At 38.5% G+C, this 26,537-nt stretch carries 27 protein-coding genes; 18 read left to right on the forward strand and 9 right to left on the reverse strand.

Features of this window, described 5'->3' with window-relative positions; all coding sequences use genetic code 11:
- Positions 1 to 20: 20 nt before the first annotated feature.
- The 14 genes from ACJVDH_RS18360 to ACJVDH_RS18425 all read left to right on the forward strand — a co-directional run bounded on the left by ACJVDH_RS18360 (position 21) and on the right by ACJVDH_RS18425 (position 14,622).
- Positions 21 to 467: a hypothetical protein gene (locus ACJVDH_RS18360; RefSeq protein ID WP_443944857.1), complete on the forward strand. Its 447-nt coding sequence runs from the start codon at positions 21 to 23 to the stop codon at positions 465 to 467.
- Between the two features lie 26 nt (positions 468 to 493).
- Positions 494 to 1,879, forward strand: a complete 1,386-nt coding sequence (locus ACJVDH_RS18365) for a DUF5458 family protein (protein ID WP_443944858.1) — start codon at positions 494 to 496, stop codon at positions 1,877 to 1,879.
- A 291-nt stretch (positions 1,880 to 2,170) separates the two neighbouring features.
- Entirely contained in the window at positions 2,171 to 2,743 is a 573-nt protein-coding gene (locus ACJVDH_RS18370) for an NAD(P)H-dependent oxidoreductase (protein ID WP_443944859.1), read from the forward strand.
- Positions 2,744 to 3,038: 295 nt separating this feature from the next.
- On the forward strand, positions 3,039 to 3,434 hold the full coding sequence (gene tssD / locus ACJVDH_RS18375; RefSeq protein ID WP_443944860.1) for a type VI secretion system tube protein TssD: 396 nt from the start codon (positions 3,039 to 3,041) through the stop codon (positions 3,432 to 3,434).
- 85 nt (positions 3,435 to 3,519) lie between these two features.
- Positions 3,520 to 3,915: a type VI secretion system tube protein TssD gene (gene tssD, locus ACJVDH_RS18380; protein ID WP_443944861.1), complete on the forward strand. Its 396-nt coding sequence runs from the start codon at positions 3,520 to 3,522 to the stop codon at positions 3,913 to 3,915.
- A gap of 81 nt (positions 3,916 to 3,996) precedes the next feature.
- Positions 3,997 to 4,605 (forward strand): hypothetical protein, encoded by a 609-nt coding sequence (locus tag ACJVDH_RS18385; protein ID WP_443944862.1) that lies wholly within the window; start codon positions 3,997 to 3,999, stop codon positions 4,603 to 4,605.
- A gap of 6 nt (positions 4,606 to 4,611) precedes the next feature.
- Positions 4,612 to 5,343: a hypothetical protein gene (locus tag ACJVDH_RS18390; RefSeq protein ID WP_443944863.1), complete on the forward strand. Its 732-nt coding sequence runs from the start codon at positions 4,612 to 4,614 to the stop codon at positions 5,341 to 5,343.
- Between the two features lie 22 nt (positions 5,344 to 5,365).
- Entirely contained in the window at positions 5,366 to 5,899 is a 534-nt protein-coding gene (locus ACJVDH_RS18395) for a hypothetical protein (protein ID WP_443944864.1), read from the forward strand.
- A gap of 7 nt (positions 5,900 to 5,906) precedes the next feature.
- Positions 5,907 to 7,745: a type VI secretion system Vgr family protein gene (locus ACJVDH_RS18400; RefSeq protein ID WP_443944865.1), complete on the forward strand. Its 1,839-nt coding sequence runs from the start codon at positions 5,907 to 5,909 to the stop codon at positions 7,743 to 7,745.
- Positions 7,746 to 7,750: 5 nt separating this feature from the next.
- Positions 7,751 to 9,265, forward strand: coding sequence for a polymorphic toxin-type HINT domain-containing protein (locus ACJVDH_RS18405; protein ID WP_443944866.1), 1,515 nt, complete (start codon positions 7,751 to 7,753; stop codon positions 9,263 to 9,265).
- Positions 9,266 to 9,272: 7 nt separating this feature from the next.
- The gene (locus ACJVDH_RS18410; RefSeq protein WP_443944867.1) at positions 9,273 to 9,719 is read left to right on the forward strand and encodes a hypothetical protein; all 447 of its coding nucleotides are present in this window, start codon (positions 9,273 to 9,275) and stop codon (positions 9,717 to 9,719) included.
- A gap of 5 nt (positions 9,720 to 9,724) precedes the next feature.
- Positions 9,725 to 10,225 carry a tetratricopeptide repeat protein gene (locus ACJVDH_RS18415; RefSeq protein WP_443944868.1) on the forward strand — a complete coding sequence of 167 codons (501 nt, stop codon included), beginning with the start codon at positions 9,725 to 9,727 and terminating at the stop codon, positions 10,223 to 10,225.
- Between the two features lie 227 nt (positions 10,226 to 10,452).
- The gene (locus tag ACJVDH_RS18420; protein ID WP_443944869.1) at positions 10,453 to 11,598 is read left to right on the forward strand and encodes a M28 family metallopeptidase; all 1,146 of its coding nucleotides are present in this window, start codon (positions 10,453 to 10,455) and stop codon (positions 11,596 to 11,598) included.
- A gap of 246 nt (positions 11,599 to 11,844) precedes the next feature.
- Complete coding sequence (locus ACJVDH_RS18425) at positions 11,845 to 14,622, forward strand: outer membrane beta-barrel protein (RefSeq protein ID WP_443944870.1); 2,778 nt, start codon at positions 11,845 to 11,847, stop codon at positions 14,620 to 14,622.
- 279 nt (positions 14,623 to 14,901) lie between these two features.
- Here the strand turns inward: ACJVDH_RS18425 and ACJVDH_RS18430 are convergent, their stop codons facing one another.
- The 3 genes from ACJVDH_RS18430 to ACJVDH_RS18440 form a co-directional block, all read right to left on the reverse strand.
- The gene (locus ACJVDH_RS18430) at positions 14,902 to 15,585 is read right to left on the reverse strand and encodes a class I SAM-dependent methyltransferase (RefSeq protein WP_443944871.1); all 684 of its coding nucleotides are present in this window, start codon (positions 15,583 to 15,585) and stop codon (positions 14,902 to 14,904) included.
- 87 nt (positions 15,586 to 15,672) lie between these two features.
- Positions 15,673 to 17,070 carry an MBL fold metallo-hydrolase RNA specificity domain-containing protein gene (locus tag ACJVDH_RS18435; protein ID WP_443944872.1) on the reverse strand — a complete coding sequence of 466 codons (1,398 nt, stop codon included), beginning with the start codon at positions 17,068 to 17,070 and terminating at the stop codon, positions 15,673 to 15,675.
- Positions 17,071 to 17,133: 63 nt separating this feature from the next.
- On the reverse strand, positions 17,134 to 17,361 hold the full coding sequence (locus ACJVDH_RS18440) for a YtxH domain-containing protein (protein WP_443944873.1): 228 nt from the start codon (positions 17,359 to 17,361) through the stop codon (positions 17,134 to 17,136).
- Between the two features lie 76 nt (positions 17,362 to 17,437).
- Between ACJVDH_RS18440 and ACJVDH_RS18445 the strand changes: the two genes are divergently transcribed.
- A complete protein-coding gene (locus ACJVDH_RS18445) occupies positions 17,438 to 18,061 on the forward strand; it encodes an HAD family hydrolase (protein ID WP_443944874.1) in 624 nt (207 codons plus the stop codon).
- A gap of 33 nt (positions 18,062 to 18,094) precedes the next feature.
- Here the strand turns inward: ACJVDH_RS18445 and ACJVDH_RS18450 are convergent, their stop codons facing one another.
- The gene (locus ACJVDH_RS18450) at positions 18,095 to 19,615 is read right to left on the reverse strand and encodes a DUF6600 domain-containing protein (RefSeq protein WP_443944875.1); all 1,521 of its coding nucleotides are present in this window, start codon (positions 19,613 to 19,615) and stop codon (positions 18,095 to 18,097) included.
- A 269-nt stretch (positions 19,616 to 19,884) separates the two neighbouring features.
- Between ACJVDH_RS18450 and ACJVDH_RS18455 the strand changes: the two genes are divergently transcribed.
- A complete protein-coding gene (locus ACJVDH_RS18455; RefSeq protein ID WP_443944876.1) occupies positions 19,885 to 20,586 on the forward strand; it encodes an SAM-dependent methyltransferase in 702 nt (233 codons plus the stop codon).
- 15 nt (positions 20,587 to 20,601) lie between these two features.
- Here the strand turns inward: ACJVDH_RS18455 and nadD are convergent, their stop codons facing one another.
- From nadD to ACJVDH_RS18470, 3 genes are all read right to left on the reverse strand, one after another.
- Complete coding sequence (gene nadD, locus ACJVDH_RS18460) at positions 20,602 to 21,174, reverse strand: nicotinate (nicotinamide) nucleotide adenylyltransferase (RefSeq protein ID WP_443944877.1); 573 nt, start codon at positions 21,172 to 21,174, stop codon at positions 20,602 to 20,604.
- Positions 21,175 to 21,213: 39 nt separating this feature from the next.
- Positions 21,214 to 21,783 (reverse strand): guanylate kinase, encoded by a 570-nt coding sequence (gmk, locus tag ACJVDH_RS18465; RefSeq protein WP_443944878.1) that lies wholly within the window; start codon positions 21,781 to 21,783, stop codon positions 21,214 to 21,216.
- 67 nt (positions 21,784 to 21,850) lie between these two features.
- Complete coding sequence (locus ACJVDH_RS18470; protein WP_443947637.1) at positions 21,851 to 22,714, reverse strand: YicC/YloC family endoribonuclease; 864 nt, start codon at positions 22,712 to 22,714, stop codon at positions 21,851 to 21,853.
- 173 nt (positions 22,715 to 22,887) lie between these two features.
- Between ACJVDH_RS18470 and ACJVDH_RS18475 the strand changes: the two genes are divergently transcribed.
- A complete protein-coding gene (locus ACJVDH_RS18475) occupies positions 22,888 to 23,604 on the forward strand; it encodes a hypothetical protein (RefSeq protein ID WP_443944879.1) in 717 nt (238 codons plus the stop codon).
- Positions 23,605 to 23,612: 8 nt separating this feature from the next.
- A complete protein-coding gene (locus tag ACJVDH_RS18480) occupies positions 23,613 to 24,323 on the forward strand; it encodes a hypothetical protein (RefSeq protein WP_443944880.1) in 711 nt (236 codons plus the stop codon).
- A gap of 118 nt (positions 24,324 to 24,441) precedes the next feature.
- Here the strand turns inward: ACJVDH_RS18480 and rnc are convergent, their stop codons facing one another.
- A complete protein-coding gene (gene rnc, locus ACJVDH_RS18485) occupies positions 24,442 to 25,170 on the reverse strand; it encodes a ribonuclease III (protein WP_443944881.1) in 729 nt (242 codons plus the stop codon).
- A gap of 91 nt (positions 25,171 to 25,261) precedes the next feature.
- Positions 25,262 to 26,515, reverse strand: a complete 1,254-nt coding sequence (gene fabF / locus ACJVDH_RS18490) for a beta-ketoacyl-ACP synthase II (RefSeq protein ID WP_443944882.1) — start codon at positions 26,513 to 26,515, stop codon at positions 25,262 to 25,264.
- Between the last annotated feature and the right edge of the window lie 22 nt (positions 26,516 to 26,537).

The following is a 26,537-nucleotide window of genomic DNA, read 5'->3' on the forward strand; positions in this document are numbered from 1 at the left end:
AAACCTAAAAACTACATACCATGTTCAACTATGAAATTGGTGGCAACGAAAGGAAAATAGATACCTCTGAAGCTTTCGCAGAGATTGCCCATAACAAAACATTATTCGTTCAAAAACTTACAGATAACGAACCCATCAAACCAGAAAAAGTAGAAGGTTTGAAAACGGTTGATGATGTTTTTAAACATTATAAACCAAACGTAAATGTTGCATTTGAAAAACAAGACGGCGCAACAGTAGCCGAAAACCTGAACTTTAGCAGCCTGGCCGATTTCGGTGTTAAAAACATTGTTCAGCAAAGCAATTACCTCAGTGATGTAAACATTGAAAGAGAACTTTCGCTCAATGTAATTAAGCAGTTAAAATCTAACAAAACCTTAAAGGCTACTTTGGATAATGAAGACACCAAAGCTGCATTTATTAATGCGCTGAAGAATTTTGTAGACGAATTGGAAGAAAATAAATAATTGAGAACCATCTAAAACAGCATATTATGTCTACTGAAAAAGAATTACAATCAGACGCGGTAAATGCGCAGGCAGAATATAAAACTGCCGAACAACATGCGGAAAAAACGCTGCTGAAAGACAATTTGGAGAAATTGGCCCGCGTTGGCGGTTTCGATTTGTTGGAAGCCACAATAGATGGACTTCAAAACTTAAACCCTGAGCGTAAAGCCCGGAAACAGATTTTCTTAACCGGCGATGAGAAAAAGAAGGAAAGATCTGAATTGAAGAAAAAACTTAAACTTTGGATTGAAGTTTTGGAGTCTTCTAACTCTGTTGCAGATATGGTGGAAAAAAGCAACGATAAACTAAACGCTGCAGAAGAAAACCTAAATAAAAATATTGCGACAGCACTGGAAAGCACCAGAGAACTGGAACAAGCTTACCGTACAGTACATCTATTTTATAAAAATACAGAAGCTGATAAACTTAAAAACGTAGTTCTTTTAAATGCGTCAATGGATCAGATTAAGGATCTGGACAACCCGCGTTTCATAGATTACGTAGATAACGAGCTCAAACAAAATTATGACCGGTTGGATTTGCGCCAGAATTACTCGTTAATGGTTGTGCCAGGTTATATGGGTTCTAACAAAGTGGTAGAACGCTGGGGTAAAATTGCCCACAGCAACAAAGCCATGCTGGTAACCGATTTTGCTGATCTGGATCAGCCGGATGATGTAATTGATCTGTTTACAGCAGCCAACTTTACCGGTGCAGATGCCTTCCGTTCTAACGTAATCATGACTGCAAACTGGTTAATTGGCCGCGGTAAAGTTGCAGAAGTTGGCGAAGAAGATGATTTGACCGTTCCGGGATCTGCTGCGCTTGCCGGCAAAATGTATTACACTTTAATGTCTCAGGTTACTGCAGGTAAAAAACACGGTTCAATCAATGAAATTGACGGTGTAAAATTCGATTTGAAAAAAAGTGAAATTTCGCACCTTGAACGTGTTGGACTCGTGCCGATGGTAAACGAATACGGTAAAGTTATGGCCTTCTCTGCCAAAACATTATTCAATGGTGATAACATTGGTTTACAAACCTATTCTGTAGTGCGTGTATTTGATTACATCACTAAAGTATTGTTTGATTTCTTAAACAGAAGAGCTTTTGAAAACTGGACATCAAAAACCGAACAGGATTTACGCGCACAGATTGTAAAATTCCTAGACGGCATTCAAGGTGCAGACCGCTTAATTGAGCGTTTTAAAATTATGCGCTTTGAGCGCGATGAGTTGCAGAAAGACCGCATTCATCTTGATATTCACATTACACCATATTTCCCTGCAAAAAGTTTTGTTGTGAAACTTGATGGGCACAAAGGCGAAGATGAACAAACCACTTGGGCATCAGAATACAATCAACAGTAATATACTGCACTATTAAACGAAAAAGCTGGCCATGTGCCGGCTTTTTTGTTTTCAAATCCTTTTTGTGGTCTGAACAACTAAAAACCTTTACTCAGATTATCAGCCTTTACCAATTGAAATAAAAAACCAGTAACACCATTTTACGCCAACAGAAATTTAAAGTGAACCATTTTTTAACCTTAACATCAACCTTTTAAAAATACTGGCACGTATTTTTTAAATACTTATCAACCACTTAACAAATTCTTTATAATTTTGTAACGCATCTCCATTAAAGTTACAAGGCCATAAATGAAACAAGTACTGATCCTGAACGGAGATACTGAGAAAACGGTATATACAGATTTTTTGATCAATGCCTATAAAAAAGGCGCAGAAGATGCAGGGGCAACTGTAAAAGAGCTTGCCATTATCGATCTGATTTTCAATCCAAACAAAGTATTCAACAATCGGCAAATTGCAGAACTCGAACCCGATTTACAAAAAGCATTGCAACTGATCAGGCAATCAAATCATATTATTCTGTTTTGCCCGGTATATGTAGACCACATTCCAAGCAAAATAAAAGGCTTTTTTGATCGGTTATTTATGCCCGATCAGATTTTCAACAGCCAGCAATCGCATATCGATAATAATTTTAGCGGAAAATCTGCCCGCATCGTCTCTATTCTCGACGAACCCACTTTTAGAGAATGGAAAATAAACAAGCAGACAACTTACCTTTCGATCAAAAAACCTGTTTTCGAGAAATGCAGAATCAATCCCGTACATACAAACACCATTGGTCAGCTTCGCTCATTAGAAAACCATTACAGTCAGAAATGGCTAATTAAGATGGAAAAGTTTGGTAATCAACTCATTTAATGGTTACAAACCCTGTCTAAAAACTGGACAATCTGTATAGTTTTCAAACACGTATTTACCTCAATTCCTAAAAGGAGTACGTTATTTGCCTTAAAATTTATTTGGCCTTTTCTTGTCGAAATCGATAAATACAGTATCGAAACCGAAGATTTTAAACTGTTGAGCAGAATTGGTCAACCTACTTATTCTACTAGTAATGAACATGCTAGACAATAAAAGGCTTAATAGTTGGTTAACTATATACAGCAGCACGACGCTGTTTTAACTAATTCTTTAACCTTTAAATTTTAAGACTATGGCTTTCAAAGCTAGATTAAATTTAGCAGGCAAGGAGTACGATGTACTTCATTGTGCCTACGCGTTAAACCGTGATGTTGACGCTAAAGGAAGACCCTCTTCCGGTGTTTATGGTGGAACGATTGATATCGAAATCGAATCTACAGAAGACACTTCCATCATCGAGGCGATGGTGAACAATCAGTACAAACCTATTGTAGGGAATTTACTCATCAAAAAAACGGAGGAAGATTCCAAAATGAAAGAAGTTAATTTCGAAGATGGATACATTGTTAAGTATTCTGAAGGAATTAACATTGTTGGCGACCACCCAATGACGCTCAAATTCCAGATTTCTGCACGTAAATTAAAACTTGGAAATGCCGAGCATCTGAACGACTGGCCAAAAGCATAATTTGCTGATCAGTCAAAAACCGCTGGCGCGGTGTATAAACACCAGCCAAAAATTCATTCATTTTTAACAATTAAAACTTACTACAATGGCTTTTAAAACCCGTTTAAATCTAGGATCAAAAGAGTTTGATGTCCTTCAATGCAATTTTTCTTTAAACCGTGATGTGGATGCTAAAGGGCGTCCGTCTTCAGGGGTTTACGGTGGTACAATCCACATCGAAATCGAATCTACAGAAGATACTTCAGTAATCGAATCAATGGTAAACAACCAATACAAACCACTTACAGGAAGTATCGTTTTTAAGAAAAGCGAAGAAGATGCAAAAATGAAAGAATTGACTTTCGAAGATGCATACATCATCCAATATAATGAAGGTATTGCTGTTAATGACAATACACCAATGACTTTAAGTTTTGTGGTATCTGCACGTAAATTAAAACTTGGTAACGCAGAACACGAAAACGATTGGCCAAAAGCCTAATCCAAATCTTTTCAGGCTAAGCACCATCTACCGTGCTTAGCCTTCTTTTTTTCAACAACTACCACATCTTATCCATCTGCCATGATTACTAAAATATCTGGTAGGGCAACAAACCTGGCCGTTACGGTGAGTGTATTTTTGTGCCTTAGCTGTTTTATATTTATGGGTACAAGTTGCTCACAATCTGCAAAACAGGATACCGAAAAGGAAACGACTAAACTTCAGACTCAAGATACCGCCGGGCTGCTTTTTACGTATATCGATAGCCTTGCACAAACACTGGCTGCCAGTCGTTACAGTGAAAATGATTTGAGCGCCATTACAAACTATTTTGCCAGAAATTTATCCATTTCCAATTTTGATTCGGATAAAAGCAATCCCGATAATACAATTCTTGTTAGCACCCGTTTAACAGATGAAACGGCAACAGCCGATATTGTGAATATCAGCCTGCCAGAAAAACTTCGGTCTCAAATCACTTTTACGCAGTTGCAGAACCATTTCGGCGCACTTGTTCCAGAAAATGAAGATTTGCCCAGACCAAGACAGCCGCTTCCTGCACAGATTAATCTGGATAAACATTTGGGTACTACAGATAGCGGAATGAGCCTTTTTATCCTCGCAGCAGATTTTCCGGATGCAAAGCGCAATACGATCAATCAACTTCAGGTGGTAAAAAACAAAAAATAATGACGTATGGCCGAATTTAGTTTAACCAAAATAAAAGAATACGACGCACACGGAGGCCCGTCTAATGAAAGCCAGGGCGGAGATGGCCACATGAAAACCTCTACGCGTTCTGGTATTTATGTTATTCACAGTATTGAAAAACACGTTAGTTATGGCCGATATGCCTTTTGGTCTGGTTTGCCTTGGGGAACTGAAATGACACTTAAAGGCGATGTAACTATGGTAAAACACCGCGGAACCTGGCAAAAATTAACCGGTATAAACAGTGAGTTTGCCAAATTTAAAAATCGGGAAAGAGAACTCTCTCAGTATTTAAAGCAAAGCTATTTTGAGCTTTACAATAAGAATGAATTTCCGACAAGTTGGGTATTTAATGATTTTGGCCACATATCCGTAAAGTATTTTAAAGATGCCAATGGCAATTGGAAAATGGACGGTAAAGAAAGCATTATGAGCGATTTTATCCACACCACACCTGTTGATGAAGCCAGCACAGCACGGCAACTTCCGGTTACACTTTCAGAATCACATGGATGTATCCACGTAAAACCGCATGAACTGGATATTATGATTGGCAACGGTTATCTAAAAAAAGGACTGAGATTAGAAGTACATAACTACACCGAAAAAAATATTGCATCAACATTAAAACGAAAAACCGGAAAGGCACCTTACGAAGTACATTTTTACCCAGGAAAACTAAAAATTGCCGTGTACAAAGTGGAGTTGAAAAATTAAAGCATGCGAAACATCAATGCCCATGAAAATTTATGGATTTATATTGCTTTCTATTGTTCTATCTATTGGAATTGATGCAAATACTGGGCAAATCAACACCGTTTACTATATTTCAAAACAAGAAAATTTCAATACATTTTTTAAAAAATTTAAACAAAACATCTCTACCAAAAACTTTAAAACGCTTCAATCGCTCATGCATTTTCCTTTTTATACTGGAAAATCATCTCCAGAAAATCAAAATCGCGAAACTGCCAAATACCCGATTTCGTCTACAGAATTTAGCACTTATCAAACCACCATTTACCATCAGGATGTTATCCGGCTTTTGCCAGTTACCCCAATGGGAAATGTATCAGAAATCAATACAAACACAGACGATCCTTACTATCAGCATTTAAGAAAAACCAGCGATAAAGGCAGCAAAATGTATGAGGTTTATCTTCAATACCCGGAGCAGAATACACAGGCAGAAAGTTATTTCGGCTTTGTATTCGGTAAAGTGAATGGAAAATACAGGGTGTTGGCCTATTATGCCAAATGGCCTGTAAAATAATACAACTATGGAAAAGAAGCTGATTTCAGAAATCAATATCGAAGGGAAAGCAATTACGCATTTTGCGTCATTCTCACTCCAGCAGAAATTTAATGAACACCATTATTTCGAACTTCGTTTTAACCACGATCAGATGGGCGCACCTGGATTAGTTTCGCTTAATGATAGTCGGGATTTTGTAGGGAAAACCTTAACCGCATCTTTTGGGCATACGCCCGATAAACTCCAGAATTTTGCTGGTTTAGTGACTAAAGTGGAATTGGCGCAAAGCCACGGCTACCATGGTTTGCTAATTGTAAGTGGTTACAGTCCAACAATTTTAATTGACCGCGGACCAGATCTTGGTTCTTACCTCAACAAAAGTTTAGACGATATTGTTAAACTGGCGACAAGCGATACGCCGGCAAATGATTTAAAAATTGTCTCAAAAGCCAGTAGAACCGCACCAGTGGATTACCTGATCCAATACCGCGAAAGTGATTTTGATTTCCTCAACCGCTTATCTGGTGAGTATCACGAATGGTTTTTTTACGATGGCGAACAATTGAATTTCGGTAAACCAGACGAACAAAAAGAAGTTGCACTTTTTTATGGCCGCGATGTTCAAAACCTTCAATATGCGATGGAACTTGCGCCAATTAAAAACAAACGGTTTGCTTACAATCCAAAACAAGATGAAATGCTGAGCAGCGAAAGCCCCGGAAAACCCGATGGAAATCCTGATCTCGCACATGCAATACAGGCATCAAACACAGTCTATAGTAAAACATTCAATCAACCTTCATTGATTCGCGTAGACAATAATGGCGACATTAAAAGTTATGTAGAGAATGAAGAAAAAGCCAACATCAGCGGACTTTTGCGCATCAATGCAACTGGCGATAACGCAGAACTCGCCATTGGCAGCATTGCCGAAGTAACCATGAGTTTAAAGCAGGAATTGGCCTTTGTAACCGATAGTCTGGGCAAATTTCTAATCACCAATATTTCACACAATATAGATGGTACCGGAAAATACCACAATACATTTGAGGGTTTGGTATCAACAACAGAAAGGATTTTAGTTAAAAACTTCAGCAGACCCAATCCGGATATTCAGCTTGCCGATGTTATAGATAATGCCGATCCGCAGGGGCAAGGCCGCATTAAAGTAAAGTTTAAGTGGCAATGCCAAACCAATGACGTTACTGAATGGCTCCGGGTAATAACACCAGATGCAGGCAGCTCTGATAAAGTAAGTAAAAACCGTGGTTTTACTTTCATCCCCGAAAAAGGAGATCAGGTTGTTGTGGCATTTGAAGAGGGAAATATTGCAAGGCCAATTGTTATGGGTAGCGTATTTCATGGTAAAATAGGTTCTGGTGGCGGCGATACAAATAAAACAAAATCCCTGACTACCCGAAGTGGGAATACCATTATCATGAATGATAGCGATGGAAGTATTAATGTAAAAGATCCAAGTGGCAATGTAATCACCATGCATGGAAATGGTCAGGTAACACTAACAGCACCCAATTCATTTACCATCAACACAAAAGATTTTATAGTAAACGCAAGCAACAGCATTGCAATAAACGCACAACCCGGAGAAGAAGGCGGCGGAGAAGGAACCATTGCCATTAGTGCGAAAAAAACTATTGCCGCAACCGCGGATACCGAAGGTATTACCATTGATGCGACAGAAATGGGCGTTGCCATAACCGGAAAAACCGATGTCTCTGTAGAAAGTACAACGGCCTCTGCAACATTTGCCGGCAATACCGATACTACAATTGATGGAGCCGATGTAAAAATGAGCGGAACCACTACTATCAGAATTAGTTCTAGTGATACTGATATAACCTAAAAATTATGCCTGACGAATTAGAATATATTGTAGATAAAGCGGTTTGCCATTGCGATAAAGGTGCTGCGCCAAATTTTTTTAAAGGCCTTGCCAATCAGAATGTAAAAATTAATGGCTGCATGGCCTGCACCAAAGCAGATAAAATTCCTTTAGCAAACATACCGTCTTTCGGCGTTTGCAGCGTTACAGGTTCTACTTGTACACCCGCACCAACCGACTGGACAGATACCTACAAGGTAAAGATTAAGGGAAAAGAAACCTTATTGTTTAAATCTAAATTGCCTTGCAGCATTGGTGGAAAAGTAGAATTTATAACCAGCGGACAAATCCCGGTTAGTGAAGAAGATCTTGCTGCAATGACCGATGAGCACAGCGAAGAGCAAGAAGATGAAGGTTGGGGCTGGTGGGATACCGCAGAATTGATTCCGGTTGTTGGAAGTGTAATTGGAATTGTTCGCTCTGCGGCCAAAGGCGATTGGTGGATGGCAGCAGCCAACGTTGGTTTCCTGGCATTAGACGTTGCCGGATTGGTTAGTTTTGGTGCAACAACCGCCGCTTCTACCGCAGCAAAAGGCGGTTTAAAAGCAGGCTTAAAAGTGGCCGGTAAAGCCGCGTTAAAAAGCGCTGGTAAAGTACTCACTAAACAAGGTGCCAAAGCTTTGGCTAAAGGTATTGCCAAACATGTAGATGATATTGCCAAAGCAACCATGAAAGTTTGTGTATTTGCATGTTTTCCGGCAGGCACACTTGTTCATACATCAAAAGGACAGAAGGCAATTGAAGATATTTTAGAAGGCGATGAAGTGTGGGCCTGGGATGAAGAAACCAATACTACAGCACTCAAAAACGTAATCTCGACAATGCAAAGGGAAGTAGATGCAACTGTCGAAATTAGCCTTGAAGGTGAAACCATAGAAACCACTGCAGAACATCCTTTTTATACGCGAAATGGATGGAAAGATGCTGCCGACCTTAATGAAGGTGAGGAATTAATAACTAAAGAAGGCAAATGGAAACCGATAAAAAAGCATGGTTTTTCTTATCAGAAGCGCAAAGTTTTTAACTTTGAAGTAGCCGGCTGGCATACTTATTTTGTTGGTGTATTGGCATGGTTAGTGCATAATGCAGCAAAGTGTATTACAGGCGCAATCAAAGAAATCAGTAAAAGGCTTAAATACTTAGGAAGAACTCCGGGTAAAGCTTCAAGAACAGGAAAAGAAGTTTTTGAACGCATGAAAAAAGCCGGAACAGCCAGAGAGGTGGTAGACGATTTCGGGAATGTAGCCAAAGAATTTTATGATGCGGAGAACAAAATCTGGCGAAATATTAAAGAGGCGGATATGGGGCACATAGAAGATGCGGTTTCCTGGTGGAATAAAACAGGGAGGAATTATGGTGCAAAATCCAAAGAAGTAAGAGAATGGATGCTGGATTCAAAAAATTACGTTTACGAATATTACAAAACAAATAGAAGTAAGGGCGCACAGTTATTGGAAGAATACTTACCCCCGTTAAAGTAAATCAAATATGAGTAGTAAAGAATTAAAGTCTGACGTACAGGAAAAAATCAACCTATTTACCGCAAATGCACGCGAATGTTTTCAGAAAAAAGATTTTGAAGGCTTCATCAATTGGCAACTGGAAAAATGGAATGCTATACCTGAGCCTAAAGAAGAATGGGAAGAGAGTTTTAGGGTTGCAAAAGTATTAATAACCTTCTATTCCAAACACCATGTAAATTTTGAACAAGCCAATAAATGGCTGGAAAAATTGGCATTTCTGGATGAAAAACAACAGCAACACCCAGGAGAACTCAGCTTAATGACGGGAAAAATCAGATTCGAAGAAAAACGCTATGATGAAGCGCTTCAAGCATTCAAAACCGCCTACGCCGAATCTGAGGGGCATTGCTTTGGAAGCGGAGATGACGTTTACCTTGACTTTTACCGCAATCCGGAAAAATACACTAAATAATCGCCATGGAATTATCGGATGATATTTATGATAAAATAACTTCTCTCTCTGAGCAAGGAGACGAATATGCATCGCGTGAACAATTCACCTCTGCGTTAAAGTTATATGAAGAAGCCCTAGCACTTGTACCGGAACCTAAAACAGACTGGGAAGCTGCAACCTGGCTTTACGTTGCTATTGGCGATGCCTGGTACAATAAGCAACATTTTGAAAGTGCAATGAATGCGTATCAGAAAGCATTAATGAGCCCTGATGGCACTACAAATCCTTATATCTGGTTTTGTATTGGTCAGGTTTATTTTGAAGAACAAAACCTGGAAAAAGCCAAAACGCATTTTATGAGTGCCTATCTATTAGATGGTGATGAAATATTTCAGGATGAAAATCCGCAATATTTCGCACTCATAAAAGACGAGGTTGAGAAAGGAAAAACCTCACCACAAAATATACAAACAGACCAACCGCCACAAAAAGGATGGTTACCACCAGATTGGAATAAAAGTTAAGCTTGTTTTCAACAACAACACTCCCGCTCGTTTGTAACGAGTGGGAAAATACTACATCGTTTTTAACGGTAAAACATTCAAATGCCTACAAACAAGCCAGACTTACTGCTCAATCTCGTCAAATAAATACCATTTCAGCTTTTAATTTTCCGGCAAGCCCACAATTGCACGATGTGCTGTATGATATTTTTACAATAAAAATTTATTGTCTACATTGAGCATTCAATATGAAAAAAGTCTTTTTAGCTGTTTCGCTACTTTTCACATTAACCTGCTGTGCACAAGATTCTACATATACCAGAAAAATTGTAAATGAACTTACATCGCCAAAATTTTGGGGCAGAGGTTATATCAAAAACGGCATGGCAAACGCGGCAAAATTCATTTCAGAAGAATATAGAAAAATTGGATTACAACCGCTAGGAAATGATTTTCTGCAAAAATTTTCTTTCCCGGTAAATACCTTTCCTGGGAGAATGTTGGTAGAGGTAAACGGAAAAAAACTCATTCCGGGAAAAGATTTTATCATCAATAACGAAAGTATTGGTGTAAATACCATCTCAACATTAATACAAACCGACAGTGCAAATTTTAAAGGTTCAGGTAATCTTCGGGTTGTTTTAAAAGATAAGTTGACCTGGTCAGTTGCTACCGAAACCAACGATAAAACTATCATTCAAATCCACAAAAAAAGTTTATCGGCAAAGCCTGAAAAAGTTAAGCTCGATATCGAAAATGTTTTTGTTCCAGATTTTGAGGCCGCAAATGTTTGTGGAATAGTTAAAGGGAAAAAACATCCGGATTCTGTATTGATGATTACAGCACATTATGACCATTTGGGTGGCATGGGAAAAGAAACCTATTTTCCGGGCGCAAATGATAATGCTGCAGGCGTTGCAACATTACTAAGTCTAGCTAAATATTACAGCCAAAATCAGCCAGACTACTCCATTGTATTTGTTTGTTTTGCTGCAGAAGAAGCCGGATTAATTGGTTCGCACTATTTTACAGAAAATCCTTTAATCCCGTTAAGCCACATCAAATTTTTGCTCAATCTGGATTTAGTTGGCACCGGCGAAGCCGGAATGACTGTCGTAAATGCAACCGTTTATCCTAATGCATTTGCTCAATTGAATGAAATTAACAACAGCCAACGATATATTTCCAAAATCAATTCACGTGGTAAAGCGGCCAATAGCGACCATTATTTTTTCTCCGAAAAAGGTGTTCCGGCTTTTTTCATCTACACACAAGGCGGGCCAACGGCTTATCACGATGTTTTCGATCAAGCAGCACAATTGCCCCTAACCGTATACAACAACTTTTTTAAATTGATAACGGGTTTCTTCCAGAAACAAATGTACAACAACTGACTTTTCTGTTTTATATACGGTTATCGTAGACTAAAAATTCTAGAGGCATTTATGCCGAAAATAACGGAAACAAAGCTTAGTTCTTTTCGACTAAAATTTTAGTTACAAAACATTTCCGTGCAACGTAAAGCGTATCTTCACGTCTTATCTAAAACAAACGTATTCATCACATTTATCGATCGTTTCATCCCTTTTTTATCTTATAGAAATCTGGCCGACTTAAATTGCTGATGCAAAAAAACTCTTATGAAAAAAATCTTACTAACCATTAGTCTCCTCCTAAGTATTATTAATCTTTTCGCACAGAAAAACGGATCGGTAACGGGTTATCTTTCCGATGAGAAAAATCACAAGGAAAAATTGGCTTATGCAACCGTTTCGATTTATAAATCTGGCGACAGTACACTTATCGGTTACAAATTATCTGATGATAAAGGGTTGTTTAAGCTAAACAATTTACAGGTGGATGCAAAATACCGTTTGGTGGTTAATGCCTGGCAATATGCTCCTTTTAAAAAGGAAATAATCATTAGCAAAGCGCAACCCACATTAAACCTCGACACCATATTTCTGAATACTAAGGAAAATGATTTGAGTGAGGTAACAATTACGGCAGACCGGCCTCCAATTGTAGTGCGTAAAGATACAATTGAGTTTAATGCAGAAGCTTTTAAAACACTGCCCTCTGCTGTGGTTGAAGATTTATTAAAGAAGTTACCCGGCGTGCAAATTGCTGCCGATGGAAGCATCACTTTTAATGGCAAACAAGTAAGCAAAATTTATGTAGATGGTAAAGATTTTTTTGGCGGAGACCAACAAATCGCGACAAAAAACTTACCTGCAAATATTATTGATAAAGTTCAGGTAACGGATGATAAAATCGCAAAACGAAGAAATCCGGATTTAACTGAAGGCGAAATACCTCAAGTCATTAATTTGAAACTAAAAAAAGCCATTAAAAGTGGTGCTTTCGGGAAACTGTATGGCGGCGGTGGTATTAAAAACATGTATCAGGCCGGAGGTATCATGAATTTTTTTAGAGATACTACCCAAGTTAGTGTGTTGGCTTATGGAAACAACATCAACCAGCCAGGTTTTAATCCAAATGATGTTCAAAGAATTGGCGGTTTTGCACGTAGCGGAGTAAACTCTATGATGATGTCATCAACTGGTTATTTTGAATTTAACGGAATAAATTTTGGTGGTACATATAGTGGTGTTCAAACATCGTCTGGCGGCGGTTTCAATTTTAACACCATCACTAAAAAAGGGCTTAAAGTAAATACCCAATATTTCTTCGGCCGTGCCGATAACGTACTCGAAAGATTAAGCAATACCAACCAAACGTTGGGCGAAGACCGGTTGATTACTGCAGCTTCAGAAAATACAAATACACTGACTTTAAAGCATAATATTGGCGCCAAACTGGAAATAAAAATTGACTCACTCACGCAACTTTTTATCAACCCAATGGTAAGTCTCAGTTCAGCAAATTCAATAAGTTCTGCTTTTTCCAGCAATACTAGTGAGAACAATCAATTGATTAATACCTTACAGAACCTGAACAACAGAAACACGGCAAATAACACCTATCAGTTAAATGTAGATCTGCAAAAAGATTATAAAAAGGGTGGACGTTCTTTAAATGCCGGATTTAATGTTTCGCAAAACCCAATGCCAAATCTAACATACAACCAAAGCAACAGTGTCTTTTTTCTTACGCCAGCAACATCAGAAATTGACCAATTGCGAAACAACAAAGTGGAGAACAGCAGATCTTATCTATATGCAAATTATACCGAACCCATTTCTAAAAAACTTGATTTGAGGATAAACCTTAGTGGAAATATTTTAGACAACGAAAATGCGCTGAGTACTTTCTATAGAAATCCGGCCAACCAATTGTATGACATCGTAATTCCGGATTTTACCCAAACGGTAGAACAATCGGGCTTTAAAACCAACGCACGAGCAAGCTTACGCTATAAAATAAACAAAAACCTTTTTATACAACCGGGTTTTGTACACAACTACATTTACTTAAATAATAGTTTTACCACTGCTGCAAACATTAACCAAAGATTTAATTTTTTCTGGCCGTCGCTTTCTTTCAAGTATAAAATTTTCCAGATTGATTATAGCGCGCGTTTTACAGAGCCTGATGTAAGTTACATTCAACCTGTGCCAGATAATACCAATGCATTGTACATTAGAAATGGCAACCCAAACCTGGTACCTGCACGTACTCAGAACCTGAGCATGAATATGTATAAGTACGACCCGAAAAGTATGATCAACTACAATTTGTACGCTTATGCAAATTTTACTAAAAATGGAATTGTGAATACCACTACCATTACCAATGAAGGCGTGCAAATTACAAACCCAATTAACAGCAGCGGCATTTACAGCTTTAGTGGAGGATCTAATGTTTCAAAAGAATTTAAAATTAATAAAACATCATTAAAACTAAGCGGCGGTTTTTGGATGAATTATAACCATTCGCCAGTAATTGTAAATGCAATAATAAGTAACTCAGACATTTATTACATCGGTCCGAATGGCGGCGTCCGATTGAACTTTAATGATAAAGTTGAGCTTAATCAAAGTTATTCAATCAATATGAACAGAAGCCATTATCAGGACGATTTTTATACCAATATGAGCTATAATACGCAAAGTTCTACATCGGAACTGGTTGTGCGCTACCCTAAAAAACTTGTTTTTGAAACCTCTTTTCTCCTTACTGTCAACACACAGCAGCTTGCAGGTTACAACAACAATATTAAACTTTGGAATGCTGCATTAACATATCTCTTTTTAAAAAATGATCGGGCGCAACTTAAATTCTCTGTAAATGATATCTTGCAAAGCAATGTATCCAGGAACATTCAGATTACAGGCAATAGGATTGTAGATTCGCAAAGCAACAATTTGGGTCGCTACGGAATGCTTACCTTGACTTATAACATCCAGAATTTTGGACAAAAAGTAGGCGGCAGACAAACGTTTTTTAATTTTTAAAGTTAAAGCTTAAAGCAAAAAGAATAAGGCTCAAAGAAGGCTTGAACGCATTCTCGGTGAACATCTCTGTGTTCTTAGTGATCTTTGTGGTTAAGCAATTGTGCAAAGCATAACACAATTAAACTCTGTTTAATCCAACTGATTTCCGTGCCTTCAGTGATTCCGTTGCAAATACAAAGCAGCAAACCTGAAGGCTTAATCTCAAGCAAACATCAAAGTTCAAGTCTTTTGAATATTCTCCGAGCTTCTCGGTGGTTAAACAAACTTTGTAAAATACAATTACTTTAAACTCAGTTTCACCAGATACTGATCTTCTCCGTCGTCGAAAATGATTTCACAATTCCAGCCAGTTTCCTCTGCTATGGCTTTAATGTTTTCTTCATCTACGTAAACCCAGTTAAACCAATTGTCTTTCTCGCCCTTATATTCATATTGATAAGAGACTTCGCCGTAGTATTGGTTCTGCGGTTTAGGCATGTCATGATAGAGATAAGAAATATCTGAAGAATCGAAAATTAATTGGCCGCCTGGATTAAGTAAATCCCGAATTTTTACCAAAAATTCTTTAAAACCCGCCAAAGTCCCGGTTAAGCCAATTCCATTCATCAACATCAGAATGGTATCAAACTTTTCGGTATAGGTAAAAATATCCTGAACAAATGCTTTTTTTACGCCACGGTATTTCATAATCGCGACCGCTTGTTCAGAAATATCAATTGCAGTAACATCAATATTAAAAGCCTGTAACAACAAAGCATGACTTCCAACGCCGGCACCAATATCCAGAACTTTACCTTCGCACATTTTCAATGCCTGAAGTTCTAAAACGGGCATATCTTCATCATCACGAAAGAAAAATTCAAGCGGCATTTCTTCAGGTTCGCCATAAGAATTGTGAAGCCATAAAATATCTGCTTCGCCATTTTGATAAATATCTTTAAGGGCTTTTCCAAAAACATCCATGGCGCAAAGATAAAGATGAAAGACTAAAGCAGAAAGAAAAAAGCCCGGAGTTAAAACGGGCTTTTGTTATGTGTTCAATGAATTGTTCTACAACTCAAATTCTTGGTGATATTCCGGAATGGCGACATGTTTAAAACCATTATTTTTTAATGTGCCTGCAAAATGCTGCTGTACATCATACTCACCATGAACGAGGAAAAGTTGTTTAACTTTTTCGGCCTCCTGACAAGACAAAAACTGAAGCAAATCTTCGTAGTCGCCATGTGCACTCATAGATTTAATTGAACGCACTTCGGCTTTCACTTCATAATCTTCGCGAAAAATATCTACTACTTTTTGTCCGGCCATTAAACGCCCGCCCAATGAAGAAGGTTCGCAATATCCAACCATTAAAATGGTGTTTTTTGCATTACTTATGTTATTTCTGATGTGGTGTTTTACGCGCCCGGCTTCTGCCATTCCTGATGCAGAAATTATGACGCATGGCCGCGGATCATCGTTTAATGCGCGCGATTCTTCAACACTCTCAATAAACTTCAATCCTTTAAAGGCAAATACGTCATGATCAATTTTCAATGTTTCTTTAACCCCGTTGTTATACACTTCAGGATGGTTTTTTAAAACTTCTGTGGCTTTAGAAGAAAGCGGACTATCTACATAATACGGAATATCCGGAAGTTTGCCTTTAAGCTCTAATCCATTCAATGCATACAAGAGTTCTTGGGTTCTACCTACACTAAAAGCAGGAATAACTACTTTGCCCTTTTTTATAGTGCATGTGTTTCGAATGATCTCAAGCAACATATTCTCGATAGGTTCAAGATCTTTGTGAAGCGAATCGCCATAAGTCGATTCCATAATGATATAATCTGCCTGATCAAATTGCTGCGGACTTTTAAGTAATAAATCGCCATATCGACCTACATCGCCAGAAAATGTAATTCGCGTTGGCTTACCATCTTCAGTAATGGTTAAATGAACGGCCGCGCTGCCTAAGATATGACCGGCATCTGTAAGTTTCAATCTGATGTCAGGTTCAATTTCAAAATCTTCTTCATAATCCACAATTTTCATCTGGCCAACCGTTTTAATCACGTCGTCTTCTGTGTAAAGTGGTTCTTCTGGCTTTTCACCATGCCGCAAATGTTTGTTGGAAAATTCGGCATCCTGCATTTGGATTTTTGCAGAATCCATCAATAAAATTCTCGCCAAATCCATCGTTGCCGAAGTGCAGAAAATTTTCCCTTCAAAGCCTTCAGCAACCAATTTTGGCAACAAACCACAATGGTCTATATGCGCATGAGACAATACAAGATGCGTGATGTTTTTTGGATTAAAGCCAAAATAATCATTCAATTTTTCTGTAACCTGCCCCATACCCTGAAACATGCCACAATCGAGAAGTATTTGAGTATTGTTTTTGAGCGTAATGAGGTGTTTGCTTCCCGTAACCGTGCGGGCAGCTCCATGAAAAGTAATTTTCATTTAATAAATGGTTAGTATTCTAAGAAAATACACTGCCGGATAAAATCGGGCAGTGTATTTCTTTTATGCTTTTATGTCGGCTATTTTATCTTTAACCTTATCCGCAACATCTGTTGCTTTGCCTGCTAAATCTGCAAGTTTATCTTTTGATGCATCAAGAACACCGGCCAGCCAGTCTGATACTTTTCCTTTAATGTCATTAGAAGAATCGGAAGATAATGCCAAAGCTATGGTTGCGCCAAGCGCAGCACCTGCTAAAACGCCTACTATAATTTTTGTTTCCTTTTTCATGTTAAATTCGTTTATTGTTTAATAACAGTAATTTGTGGTAGCTGTTTTATTTTTTTCAACATTCAAGCCAAAATACATGAAAAGCATTTTTTTTGTCGATTTAGACAACACCATCTATTTTACCAAACCAAATGAGGAACAATTGATGCGTGGATTGTACAATGTACTAGAGCAACAAGACTTGGGCATTAGCCAATTGGAATATGAGCGATCCAAAGAAGATATGTTGCGTACGCCCTTTTTAAAAGTGGCAGAAAAGTATGGTTTTAGAGCAGAAGCGGTTACGCAAACAATGGAATATCTGCAAACCAGATCGGTTACAGAACCATTAAAACCCAGCGCCGATTATCACCTGATTAAAAAACTTAAAGGCCGTAAATTTATTGTAACGGCTGGTTTTGTTAAACAACAAACTTCAAAAGTCAAAATGTTGGGCATAGCCGATGATTTTGAAGAAGTACACGTGGTGGATGTTTCAGTTTCTAATAAGAAAGAAGTTTTCGCAAACTTGATTAAGCAACATGGATTCGATACCAAAGACATTTTAATCATTGGAGACGATGCACATTCTGAAATTAAATTCGGTTTGGAATTGGGAATAGATACTTTTTTGCTCGATCCGGAAAACCGCTATCCAGATGCCGAAAGCACTTTTCGCGGATCAAATTTAAGTACGCTTTTAGAAGCAGCAGGTCAATAAAAAATCCCGGCGTTAGGGCCGGGATTGTAGTTATTATCCTCTTCCGCCCCGTGTTGGTCTTCCACTTTCAGAGCTTCTTTGTTGTTGTTGCTGTTGTTGTTGTTGAGACCTTTGCTGTTCTGCCTGTTGTCTTTGCTGTTGTTGCTGGCGTTGCTGTTGCATTTGCTCATTACGCTGCGCACGTTGCTGTTCCATTTGAGCACGTTGTTGTTGTTGCTGTTGATTACGTTGTTGCTCAACCTGCTGCTGGCGTTGCTGTTGCATTTGCTCATTACGCTGCGCACGTTGCTGTTCCATCTGCGCACGCTGTTGTTGTTGCTGTTGATTACGTTGTTGATCAACCTGCTGCTGGCGTTGCTGCTGCATTTGCTCGTTACGTTGCGCACGTTGCTGTTCCATTTGCGCACGCTGTTGTTGTTGATTACGTTGTTGCTCAACCTGCTGCTGGCGTTGTTGCTGCATTTGTTCGTTACGTTGCGCACGTTGTTGATCTGCTTGTGCACGCTGCTGATCAGATTGTTGCTGCCGTTGTTGCATTTGCTCGCTGCTATTTCGGCTTGGTCTGCTGCCGTTTACATCACGATTATATACATCACCACGATTCATTTGAGAATTTGTATTTCCTCTGTTCATATTGGCATCCCCTCGTTGAGGTTGTCCATTATTTCGTTGTGGGCTGTTCTGATTATTTACATCAGCATTTTGCCTTGACGTATTTCCTCCGCGTCCAAATCCTGCGTTGCCACGTTCAAAGTTTTTAGGTGCTGCGCTTCTGTTGTCTACATTACGTTCTGGCCTTGGTCTATAAATAGAAACTTGTCTGCTGTCTACACGGCCAACGCCTGGCCTGCTGCTTTGTGTAACCCGATAAACCCGAACATCTCTGTTTGTGGCCCTTCTGATATCTTCTCTTCTTGGTCCACCATAATAACTTCTATTGTTATACACATATGTGTTGTTGATGATCGTTGTATTGCGGTAATAAACATTATTTCTTCCGTAGTCATATCTTGGGAAGGAATTGATGTAAATATTTGCCTGAGGGATAAAATTCCAGCAAAACTCAGGGACTACATATCTGCGGCCGAAGCTAATGTTAATATTAATACCGGGAGCCATTGGTGCCCAACCATAATATCCATCGCCACTTCTCCAGTCTACCCAAGCCGGGCCCCAGGTTGTATCAGGCATCCAGACCCATTGTCTATAGCTATTGTATACCCAGCGGCCATAATGGAAAGGCCCCCAGCCCCAGTTGTAATTCGACACCCAAGTATTGCCATATTCTGTCATTACCCATCTGCCATTTGTATAATAAGGTCTGAAATCAGACTGATCTACATCTGGCCGCCAAACATATCCATATTGGGGATCCTGGATCCAGGTGCCATAAGGAGAAAGTTCATCGTAAAAGGTTTGCAGAGACACGTTGTTGTCATTGTAATACTCATCCTGATAATTATCAGAATAGTCCTGCGCCCGGACTACAGAGTTGCTGCCGGCAAGGAGCCCGAAAAGCCCCAACGCAATGGCCGTTGTTTTCAGTGTTTTCATTTGTGTATTTTGGTTTGTGTGTGTAATGATTAGATAGCTAAAACCATGCAAAGGTTTAATATGCCAGCATAGCTTTTTGTTTTTATTCCGGTATTGCTCCGAAAAGCACTTTTAACACTTATTTAACGCTTTAAACATCAAATGATTGTGTTAAAATTAAGTCAGTTTAAAATAAAATTTGCTACACAACTTAAGCTCTGCGCGAATATGCCGGTATACATACAAATTTTAAAACTTAAATTCTGTTTTTTTGTAAGTACTTTTGTACCATGCAAAAAGGCACTTTATATCTGATTCCCGTACCATTGGCCGAGGAAGTTACCGCTAAATCTTTTACTCCATACCTGGTTGAAACCATCAATCAAATTGACACCTATATTGTAGAGAATTCTAAAACCGCCAGACACTTCCTTAAAGAGGCGGGATTAAAAACTCCGCAGAAAGATTTAACGGTACATGATTATGGTAAACACAACCGTGAAAATCTAGGTCCGTTTTTTAAAGAATTGTTAGAGGGTAAAGATGTTGGTCTGATGAGTGAAGCCGGTTGTCCGGGTGTAGCAGATCCGGGAGCAGAAATTGTCGCAGAAGCACACAAAAAAGGCATAAAAGTAGTTCCTTTGGTTGGTCCAAGTTCTATTTTACTTGCTTTAATGGCTTCCGGTTTTAATGGACAGAGTTTTACATTCTGGGGTTATTTACCTATTGATAAAGAGCAGAGAAGCAAACGCATTAAAGACCTGGAAATTTCTGCAACACGTTATAAACAAACTCAACTTTTTATCGAGACTCCATTTCGTAACAATCAAATGTTAGAGAACATTTTAAAGAGTTGTAAAGGAAATACGCAGCTTTGTATCGCTTGCAATATTACAGCTGAAGATGAATTTATCAAAACCCAAAGTATCGCACAATGGCGTAAAGAGGAAGTTGATCTTCATAAAAAACCAGCTATTTTCCTATTGTTTTAAAGGAAAACGATAGCATTAACGATACATTCCTTTTCCATCAATAAAATCAATCACTTTTTCGGGCAAGAAGAACTGCACATTCTTCTTCTCCTGAATGGATTTGCGAATGAAAGTTGAAGAAATTTCCATCAGTGGAGTTTCAGTGATGACAATGGAAGGGTGATTTTCCCATTCTGCTACATCAGAACCTGGGCGAGGATATACATAAATGGTATAATCGCGCAGCAAAATCTCATAATTTTTCCATTTCCTGAGCGAAACGAGATTGTCTGCACCCATAATTAGCGCAAAGGTTTTGCTCGGATATTTCTCTTTAAGATAAGCTAAAGTATCTACCGTGTAAGACGGTTGCGGTAGTTTAAACTCAATATCGCTCACCTCAATGTTTTCTGTATGCTCCGTTGCTAAGCGCGCCATCTCCAAACGATCGTACATGTTGCCCAAGCCTTTGCGCTCTTTGAGCGGATTTTGAGGAGATACAACCAACCACACTTCTGTTAAATCGGTATGGTTGGCTAAATAATTTGCAATGATCAGATGCCCGGTATGGATGGGATTATACGAGCCAAAAAAAAGTCCTGTTTTCATTACGAAACTTTAATATTAACCTTTAAAAAAGGCGAAACTCTATTTTTTCAGGAAATCGCCTACTAATTTTTCTGCCTCAGCACATGCTGTCCCCAGGTCGAAATTATTCAAAATAACATCAAATTTATCCGCGTATTGCAATTCTTTTTCTGCCTTTGCAAAACGTTCCTGCAACTTTGCCGCGCTATCTGTTCCCCGGCCAGATAAACGATCCTTTAATACCTCTAACGATGGTGGCTGCACAAAAATGGCTAATGCATCTTCTTCATACTTACGTTTTAAACGCAATCCGCCTTCAACGTCAATATCGAAAATCACATGTTGATCGGCATTCCAGATACGCTCAATTTCAGAACGCAATGTTCCGTAAAAAGTACCATTGTAAACTTCTTCAAACTCTACAAACTCATGCTGAGACACACGGTGTAAAAATTCTTCTTTAGAGATAAAATAGTAATCTTTATTGTGTTGCTCTGTTCCGCGGCTGCCGCGCGTAGTAGCAGATATTGAAAAACTTAGCTCAGGGAACTTAGTTAGTAAATGATGAACGATAGTGGTTTTACCTGCGCCAGATGGAGCCGAGAATATAATTAATTTGCCTTGTTTCATTTTTTAAGCTAAAAGCTGAAAGCAGGAAGACTAAAGTAACTTTTAGCTTTAGTCTTTTTGCTCTATACTACAATACGTTTAAAAGTTGCTCTTTGATTTTTTCCAACTCTTCTTTCATCCCGACAACGAACTGCTGAATTTGTGCATCATTCGCTTTTGCGCCCATCGTATTAATCTCCCGACCAATCTCCTGAGAAATAAATCCTAATTTTTTACCGTTTGCCTCTTTACTATTTAGTGTTTGTAAAAAGTATTCGCAATGGCTTCTCAACCGGGTTTTCTCTTCGGTAATATCTATTTTATCAATGTAATAAATGAGTTCTTGTTCAAATCTGTTCTGATCTACATTTACCTTTCCTACGGCATCATCCAAAAACTGATTAAACTTATCGCGGATGTTTGCAATACGGCGCGGTTCAAGTTCTTCTACAGACTTAAAGTATGATAGGATATTGGTAATTCTAAGTTCAAGATCTGTTTTAAGCACCGCGCCTTCATCTTGCCTGAAAGAGTTGAAACTACCTAAAGCTTGAGTAAATATCTTGTACAACTGATTCCATTCTTCTTCTGTAACACTTTCTTCTTTATAAGTAATTACATCAGGAAAGGTTAATGCCGTTTGCAATAAATTGCTTGTATTGGCATCTAACTCGGCATTTACTGTAGTCAACTGCTTGTAATAATGTGTTAAAAGTGCGGTATTGATGGTTGCGCCGCTTACTTCGCCACCGTTACGTTCTACAGTAATGTTGAGACTTACTTTTCCACGCTCAATATCTTTGCTGCATACATTGCGGAGAATGATTTCCTTATCTGAAAAAGATTTTGGGAATTTTAGGTTCAGTTCGAGGAACTTGCTGTTAAGCGACTTGATTTCTACGCTGTATTTTGCGTTTGCATAGTCGGCTGTTGCTAAGCCATATCCTGTCATGGATTTTATCATGCGCAAAGGTAGTAAAATAAGTTTGTATTCGATTAGTCAACTGATGTGTAACGGAGCTTAAGCGGCGTGGAACAGATGCGTCCGAGCGACAAAACCTGTTAACGTTTCATTAACAACTATAAACTTTAACAAAGCGTACTTTTATAAAAATCTTGAGAGAGATGAAAACTAATCAATTGTATATATTCCTGATTCTTTTTACAGTCTTTTCAACGGCTATGTGCTGCGCTAACGCTCAGGAATTTATAAAAGGAACATTACTGGAAAAAGGTACAACCATAAGAATTGCGCTCGCCACTGTTACAAACAAAAGAACAAACGAATCTGTTGGAACTAATGACATGGGTTATTTTCAACTGGTTGCGGAAATTGGAGATACATTAGTTTTTAGGAAAGCCAATTTCATTCAGGAAAAAATTAAGGTTACAGACAAAAAAGATGTTATTGTCCATCTCAGGAGAATGAATATCAATTTGGATGAAGTGACCATTTTAGCCACAAATAAAAAACAAAATTTGACAGAGGCGAAACTTGAACATCGCAATAAAACGTATTTTTACAACCACAAAAGAAGTATTTTCCAGTATCTAAAGTCACCAATTTCTGTTATACAAGAATTGCTTTCAGCAGACAGAAAAAATGCCAGTAGATTTAATAAATATTATAACCGTGAGTTTGATGAAATGGAAATAGACCGGTTTTTTAACACAACATTGGTTAAGGAAAATACAACTTTGAATGGTAACAATCTTGAGCAATTTTTACTGAACTACAGGCCAACGCTTGAGCAAACGAGCAAATGGAATAATTATGATGCGATTACATACATCAGGCGTTCGGCTAAACATTATTTGGATACCTTGAAACAGGTACCTTAAAAAAACACATGAAATTAAAATTTATTCTGCTTATAACATTTTTAACGCTTGCTGGCTTTCCTATAAAGGCACAGGATTTTCTGGTAAAAGGTGTAGTTTTTGAAAGAGGAACAAATATTCGGGTTGCTTTAGCCGTAATTACCAATACCAGAACTCAATTGGCTGTAGGTAGTAACGATATGGGATTTTTCCAACTTAAAGCCATTATTGGCGATACCTTATTGATCACCAAACGGAACCTGCAAGACCAAACCGTTATTGTTCAGGATCAGAAAGATTTAATTATTTATCTGCTTCGTGGCACTACAACCTTGGATGAAGTAACCATTAGGGGAAATACAAAAAAAGACGATCTGGCCGAAATCAGACGGGATTTCCGGAACAAAGGTGTGTACAACGGCGGAAAATCTTCTATTCTCGGCTCAGTTTTTCATCCATTTAATGCCATTTATAACCTGTTTGGCAAAGATCCAAAAAATGCCAGAAGATTCAATCGTTATGCAGATAATGAGATTAAACAGAGTGAAATAGATGTTTATTTCAATGCAACCACCATCCAGAAAAATTCAGATTTAAAGGGAAAAGACCTAGAAACATACATGTTGAATTGTCGGCCTGATTACGAAAAAGCCCAGAATTGGAACAGTTACGACTATTTAAAATACATTAAAGATTCTACCAAAAAGTTTAGTGATACACTCGGAAAAGGCGGAAAGTAATATCAATACTTATATTTCAGATCATTCAAAAGGCTTTTGAAGTCCGGCTGGTTAAGTTCAAATCTCTCATTCCAAATGAATTAATGAACTAATGACTAATCACTAATGAACCAACAATCTAAATACTAAGTGCTTCACAAGCTTTTTCAGCAGCAAGCTTTTCTGCATTTTTCTTGTTGTAATCGCGTCCTGTACCATAACGCTCGCCATCAACTAATGCACTAATGGTGAAGAGTTTTGCGCTTTCACCTTCCTCGTTTTGAACCAATTCAAACATCACATCTTTGCCGTGACGTTGGCACCACTCAATAAGTTTACTTTTAAAATTGGTTTCGGTAAGTTCCAGCGTGTGGATATCGATATGTGGCTTAACGATTCTTCTCAAAAGAAACTCTTTTGCAAAATTATAGCCTTTATCCAGGTAGATTGCGCCGATGATGGCTTCAAAAGCATCACCCAGCATAGAGTTGTGTTTGGTCTGAACGCTTACAGAACGCTGGTCAAACTGAATCAGTTTATCAAAGCCCATTTTCCTGGCCAACTGGTTAAGATTGGCACGGTTAACAATCTTTGAACGCATTTCTGTAAGGAAGCCTTCTTCTTTATACGGATATTGTTTAAATAAGAGTTCGGCAATTACCGAACCCAATACCGCGTCGCCCAGAAATTCCAATCGTTCATTGCTGCTCCGACTTCCATTTTGCAGAAGTTTAGCAACAGAACGATGCCTGAATGCCATTTTGTATAAAGTAATATTTCCGGGCACAAAGCCTAAAATATTCTTTAGCTTTTTGACAAACTCCCTTTCTGGGGAAACATAAAGTTTATATAATTTGAATATCGGCATTAAACGAAATAACAGAATTAACGGCTAATTAGCATATTTAACTAAGTTATCTATTTTTAACCAGCATACAAAATTATCACAAAGCAATAAACTAACCTTCGTACTTCTTAAAAATTACTGAGGCATTATGTCCACCAAAACCAAAAGTATTACTTAAAGCAGCTCTAACAGTACGTTTTTGCGCTTTATTAAATGTAAAGTTCAATTTAGGGTCAAATGCTGGATCATCAGTAAAGTGATTAATTGTTGGAGGTACAATATCGTTCTGAACAGAAAGAATCGCAGCAATAGCTTCAATGGCACCAGCTGCACCTAAAAGGTGGCCTGTCATTGATTTTGTAGAACTGATGTTAAGTTTATAGGCATCTTCTCCGAAAAGATCTGCAATAGCTTTGGTTTCACTAATATCTCCAAGTGGAGTAGATGTACCATGCACATTGATGTAGTCAATGTCAGCAGTTGTTAACCCAGAATCTCTCAGTGCGTTAGACATTACCATTTTAGCACCTAAACCTTCAGGGTGTGGGGCAGTGATGTGATTTGCATCAGCACTCATTCCACCACCTACAAGTTCGGCATAAATTTTTGCCCCCCTTGCTTTGGCATGTTCAAGTTCTTCAAGGATAATTGTTCCGGCACCTTCGCCAGCTACAAAGCCATCGCGATCTTTATCAAACGGGCGGGAAGCCGTTGACGGATCATCATTACGTGTAGACAATGCATGCATGGCGTTAAAACCACCCATACCTGCTTCATTAATAATCGCTTCAGAACCACCACTAATGATCACATCAGCCATACCCAAACGGATATAGTTGAACGCATCAATCATGGCATTTGTTGATGAAGCACACGCAGAAACAGTTGCAAAGTTAGGCCCACGCAGGCCATACTTAATTGAAATATGCCCGGGAGCAATATCAATAATCATTTTAGGAATAAAGAATGGATTGTACCTAGGTGTACCATCTCCTTTCGCAAAATTGCTTACTTCATCCAGGAAAGTTTTTAAACCGCCAATTCCAGCACCCCAGATTACACCGATCCTGTTGGTATCCAATTCCGAAAAATTAAAACCACCATCTTTCACAGCTTCATCTGTTGCGACAAGCGCATACTGTACAAACGGATCTAGCTTACGGGCTTCTTTCTTTTCCAGAAAATCTTCCGGATTAAAATTTTTAACCTCGCATGCAAACTTTGTCTTGAACTTTTCTGTGTCAAAACCCTTGATAGGAGCAGCGCCACTCACCCCATTAGTTAAACCTTCCCAAAATTCGGGAACGGTATTACCTATTGGAGTGAGCGCACCTAACCCTGTTACTACTACTCTTTTTAATTCCATTTATACTGAAAAAGCGTACTTT

The sequence above is a fragment of the Pedobacter terrestris genome (assembly GCF_052343045.1).
Classification (GTDB): Bacteria; Bacteroidota; Bacteroidia; order Sphingobacteriales; family Sphingobacteriaceae; genus Pedobacter.

Coding starts and splice junctions, on each gene's coding strand:
- nadD (WP_443944877.1), bottom strand. CDS start 21,174: ATGAAAACAGGACTTTTTTTTGGCTCGTATAATCCCATCCATACCGGG.
- ACJVDH_RS18440 (WP_443944873.1), bottom strand. CDS start 17,361: ATGAAAAAGGAAACAAAAATTATAGTAGGCGTTTTAGCAGGTGCTGCG.
- ACJVDH_RS18410 (WP_443944867.1), top strand. CDS start 9,273: ATGAGTAGTAAAGAATTAAAGTCTGACGTACAGGAAAAAATCAACCTA.
- rnc (WP_443944881.1), bottom strand. CDS start 25,170: ATGCCGATATTCAAATTATATAAACTTTATGTTTCCCCAGAAAGGGAG.
- ACJVDH_RS18470 (WP_443947637.1), bottom strand. CDS start 22,714: ATGACAGGATATGGCTTAGCAACAGCCGACTATGCAAACGCAAAATAC.
- ACJVDH_RS18370 (WP_443944859.1), top strand. CDS start 2,171: ATGAAACAAGTACTGATCCTGAACGGAGATACTGAGAAAACGGTATAT.
- ACJVDH_RS18435 (WP_443944872.1), bottom strand. CDS start 17,070: ATGAAAATTACTTTTCATGGAGCTGCCCGCACGGTTACGGGAAGCAAA.
- ACJVDH_RS18395 (WP_443944864.1), top strand. CDS start 5,366: ATGAAAATTTATGGATTTATATTGCTTTCTATTGTTCTATCTATTGGA.
- ACJVDH_RS18475 (WP_443944879.1), top strand. CDS start 22,888: ATGAAAACTAATCAATTGTATATATTCCTGATTCTTTTTACAGTCTTT.
- tssD (WP_443944861.1), top strand. CDS start 3,520: ATGGCTTTTAAAACCCGTTTAAATCTAGGATCAAAAGAGTTTGATGTC.
- ACJVDH_RS18415 (WP_443944868.1), top strand. CDS start 9,725: ATGGAATTATCGGATGATATTTATGATAAAATAACTTCTCTCTCTGAG.
- ACJVDH_RS18425 (WP_443944870.1), top strand. CDS start 11,845: ATGAAAAAAATCTTACTAACCATTAGTCTCCTCCTAAGTATTATTAAT.
- gmk (WP_443944878.1), bottom strand. CDS start 21,783: ATGAAACAAGGCAAATTAATTATATTCTCGGCTCCATCTGGCGCAGGT.
- fabF (WP_443944882.1), bottom strand. CDS start 26,515: ATGGAATTAAAAAGAGTAGTAGTAACAGGGTTAGGTGCGCTCACTCCA.
- ACJVDH_RS18430 (WP_443944871.1), bottom strand. CDS start 15,585: ATGGATGTTTTTGGAAAAGCCCTTAAAGATATTTATCAAAATGGCGAA.
- ACJVDH_RS18360 (WP_443944857.1), top strand. CDS start 21: ATGTTCAACTATGAAATTGGTGGCAACGAAAGGAAAATAGATACCTCT.
- ACJVDH_RS18455 (WP_443944876.1), top strand. CDS start 19,885: ATGCAAAAAGGCACTTTATATCTGATTCCCGTACCATTGGCCGAGGAA.
- ACJVDH_RS18420 (WP_443944869.1), top strand. CDS start 10,453: ATGAAAAAAGTCTTTTTAGCTGTTTCGCTACTTTTCACATTAACCTGC.
- ACJVDH_RS18450 (WP_443944875.1), bottom strand. CDS start 19,615: ATGAAAACACTGAAAACAACGGCCATTGCGTTGGGGCTTTTCGGGCTC.
- ACJVDH_RS18405 (WP_443944866.1), top strand. CDS start 7,751: ATGCCTGACGAATTAGAATATATTGTAGATAAAGCGGTTTGCCATTGC.
- ACJVDH_RS18365 (WP_443944858.1), top strand. CDS start 494: ATGTCTACTGAAAAAGAATTACAATCAGACGCGGTAAATGCGCAGGCA.
- ACJVDH_RS18390 (WP_443944863.1), top strand. CDS start 4,612: ATGGCCGAATTTAGTTTAACCAAAATAAAAGAATACGACGCACACGGA.
- ACJVDH_RS18400 (WP_443944865.1), top strand. CDS start 5,907: ATGGAAAAGAAGCTGATTTCAGAAATCAATATCGAAGGGAAAGCAATT.
- ACJVDH_RS18480 (WP_443944880.1), top strand. CDS start 23,613: ATGAAATTAAAATTTATTCTGCTTATAACATTTTTAACGCTTGCTGGC.
- tssD (WP_443944860.1), top strand. CDS start 3,039: ATGGCTTTCAAAGCTAGATTAAATTTAGCAGGCAAGGAGTACGATGTA.
- ACJVDH_RS18385 (WP_443944862.1), top strand. CDS start 3,997: ATGATTACTAAAATATCTGGTAGGGCAACAAACCTGGCCGTTACGGTG.
- ACJVDH_RS18445 (WP_443944874.1), top strand. CDS start 17,438: ATGAAAAGCATTTTTTTTGTCGATTTAGACAACACCATCTATTTTACC.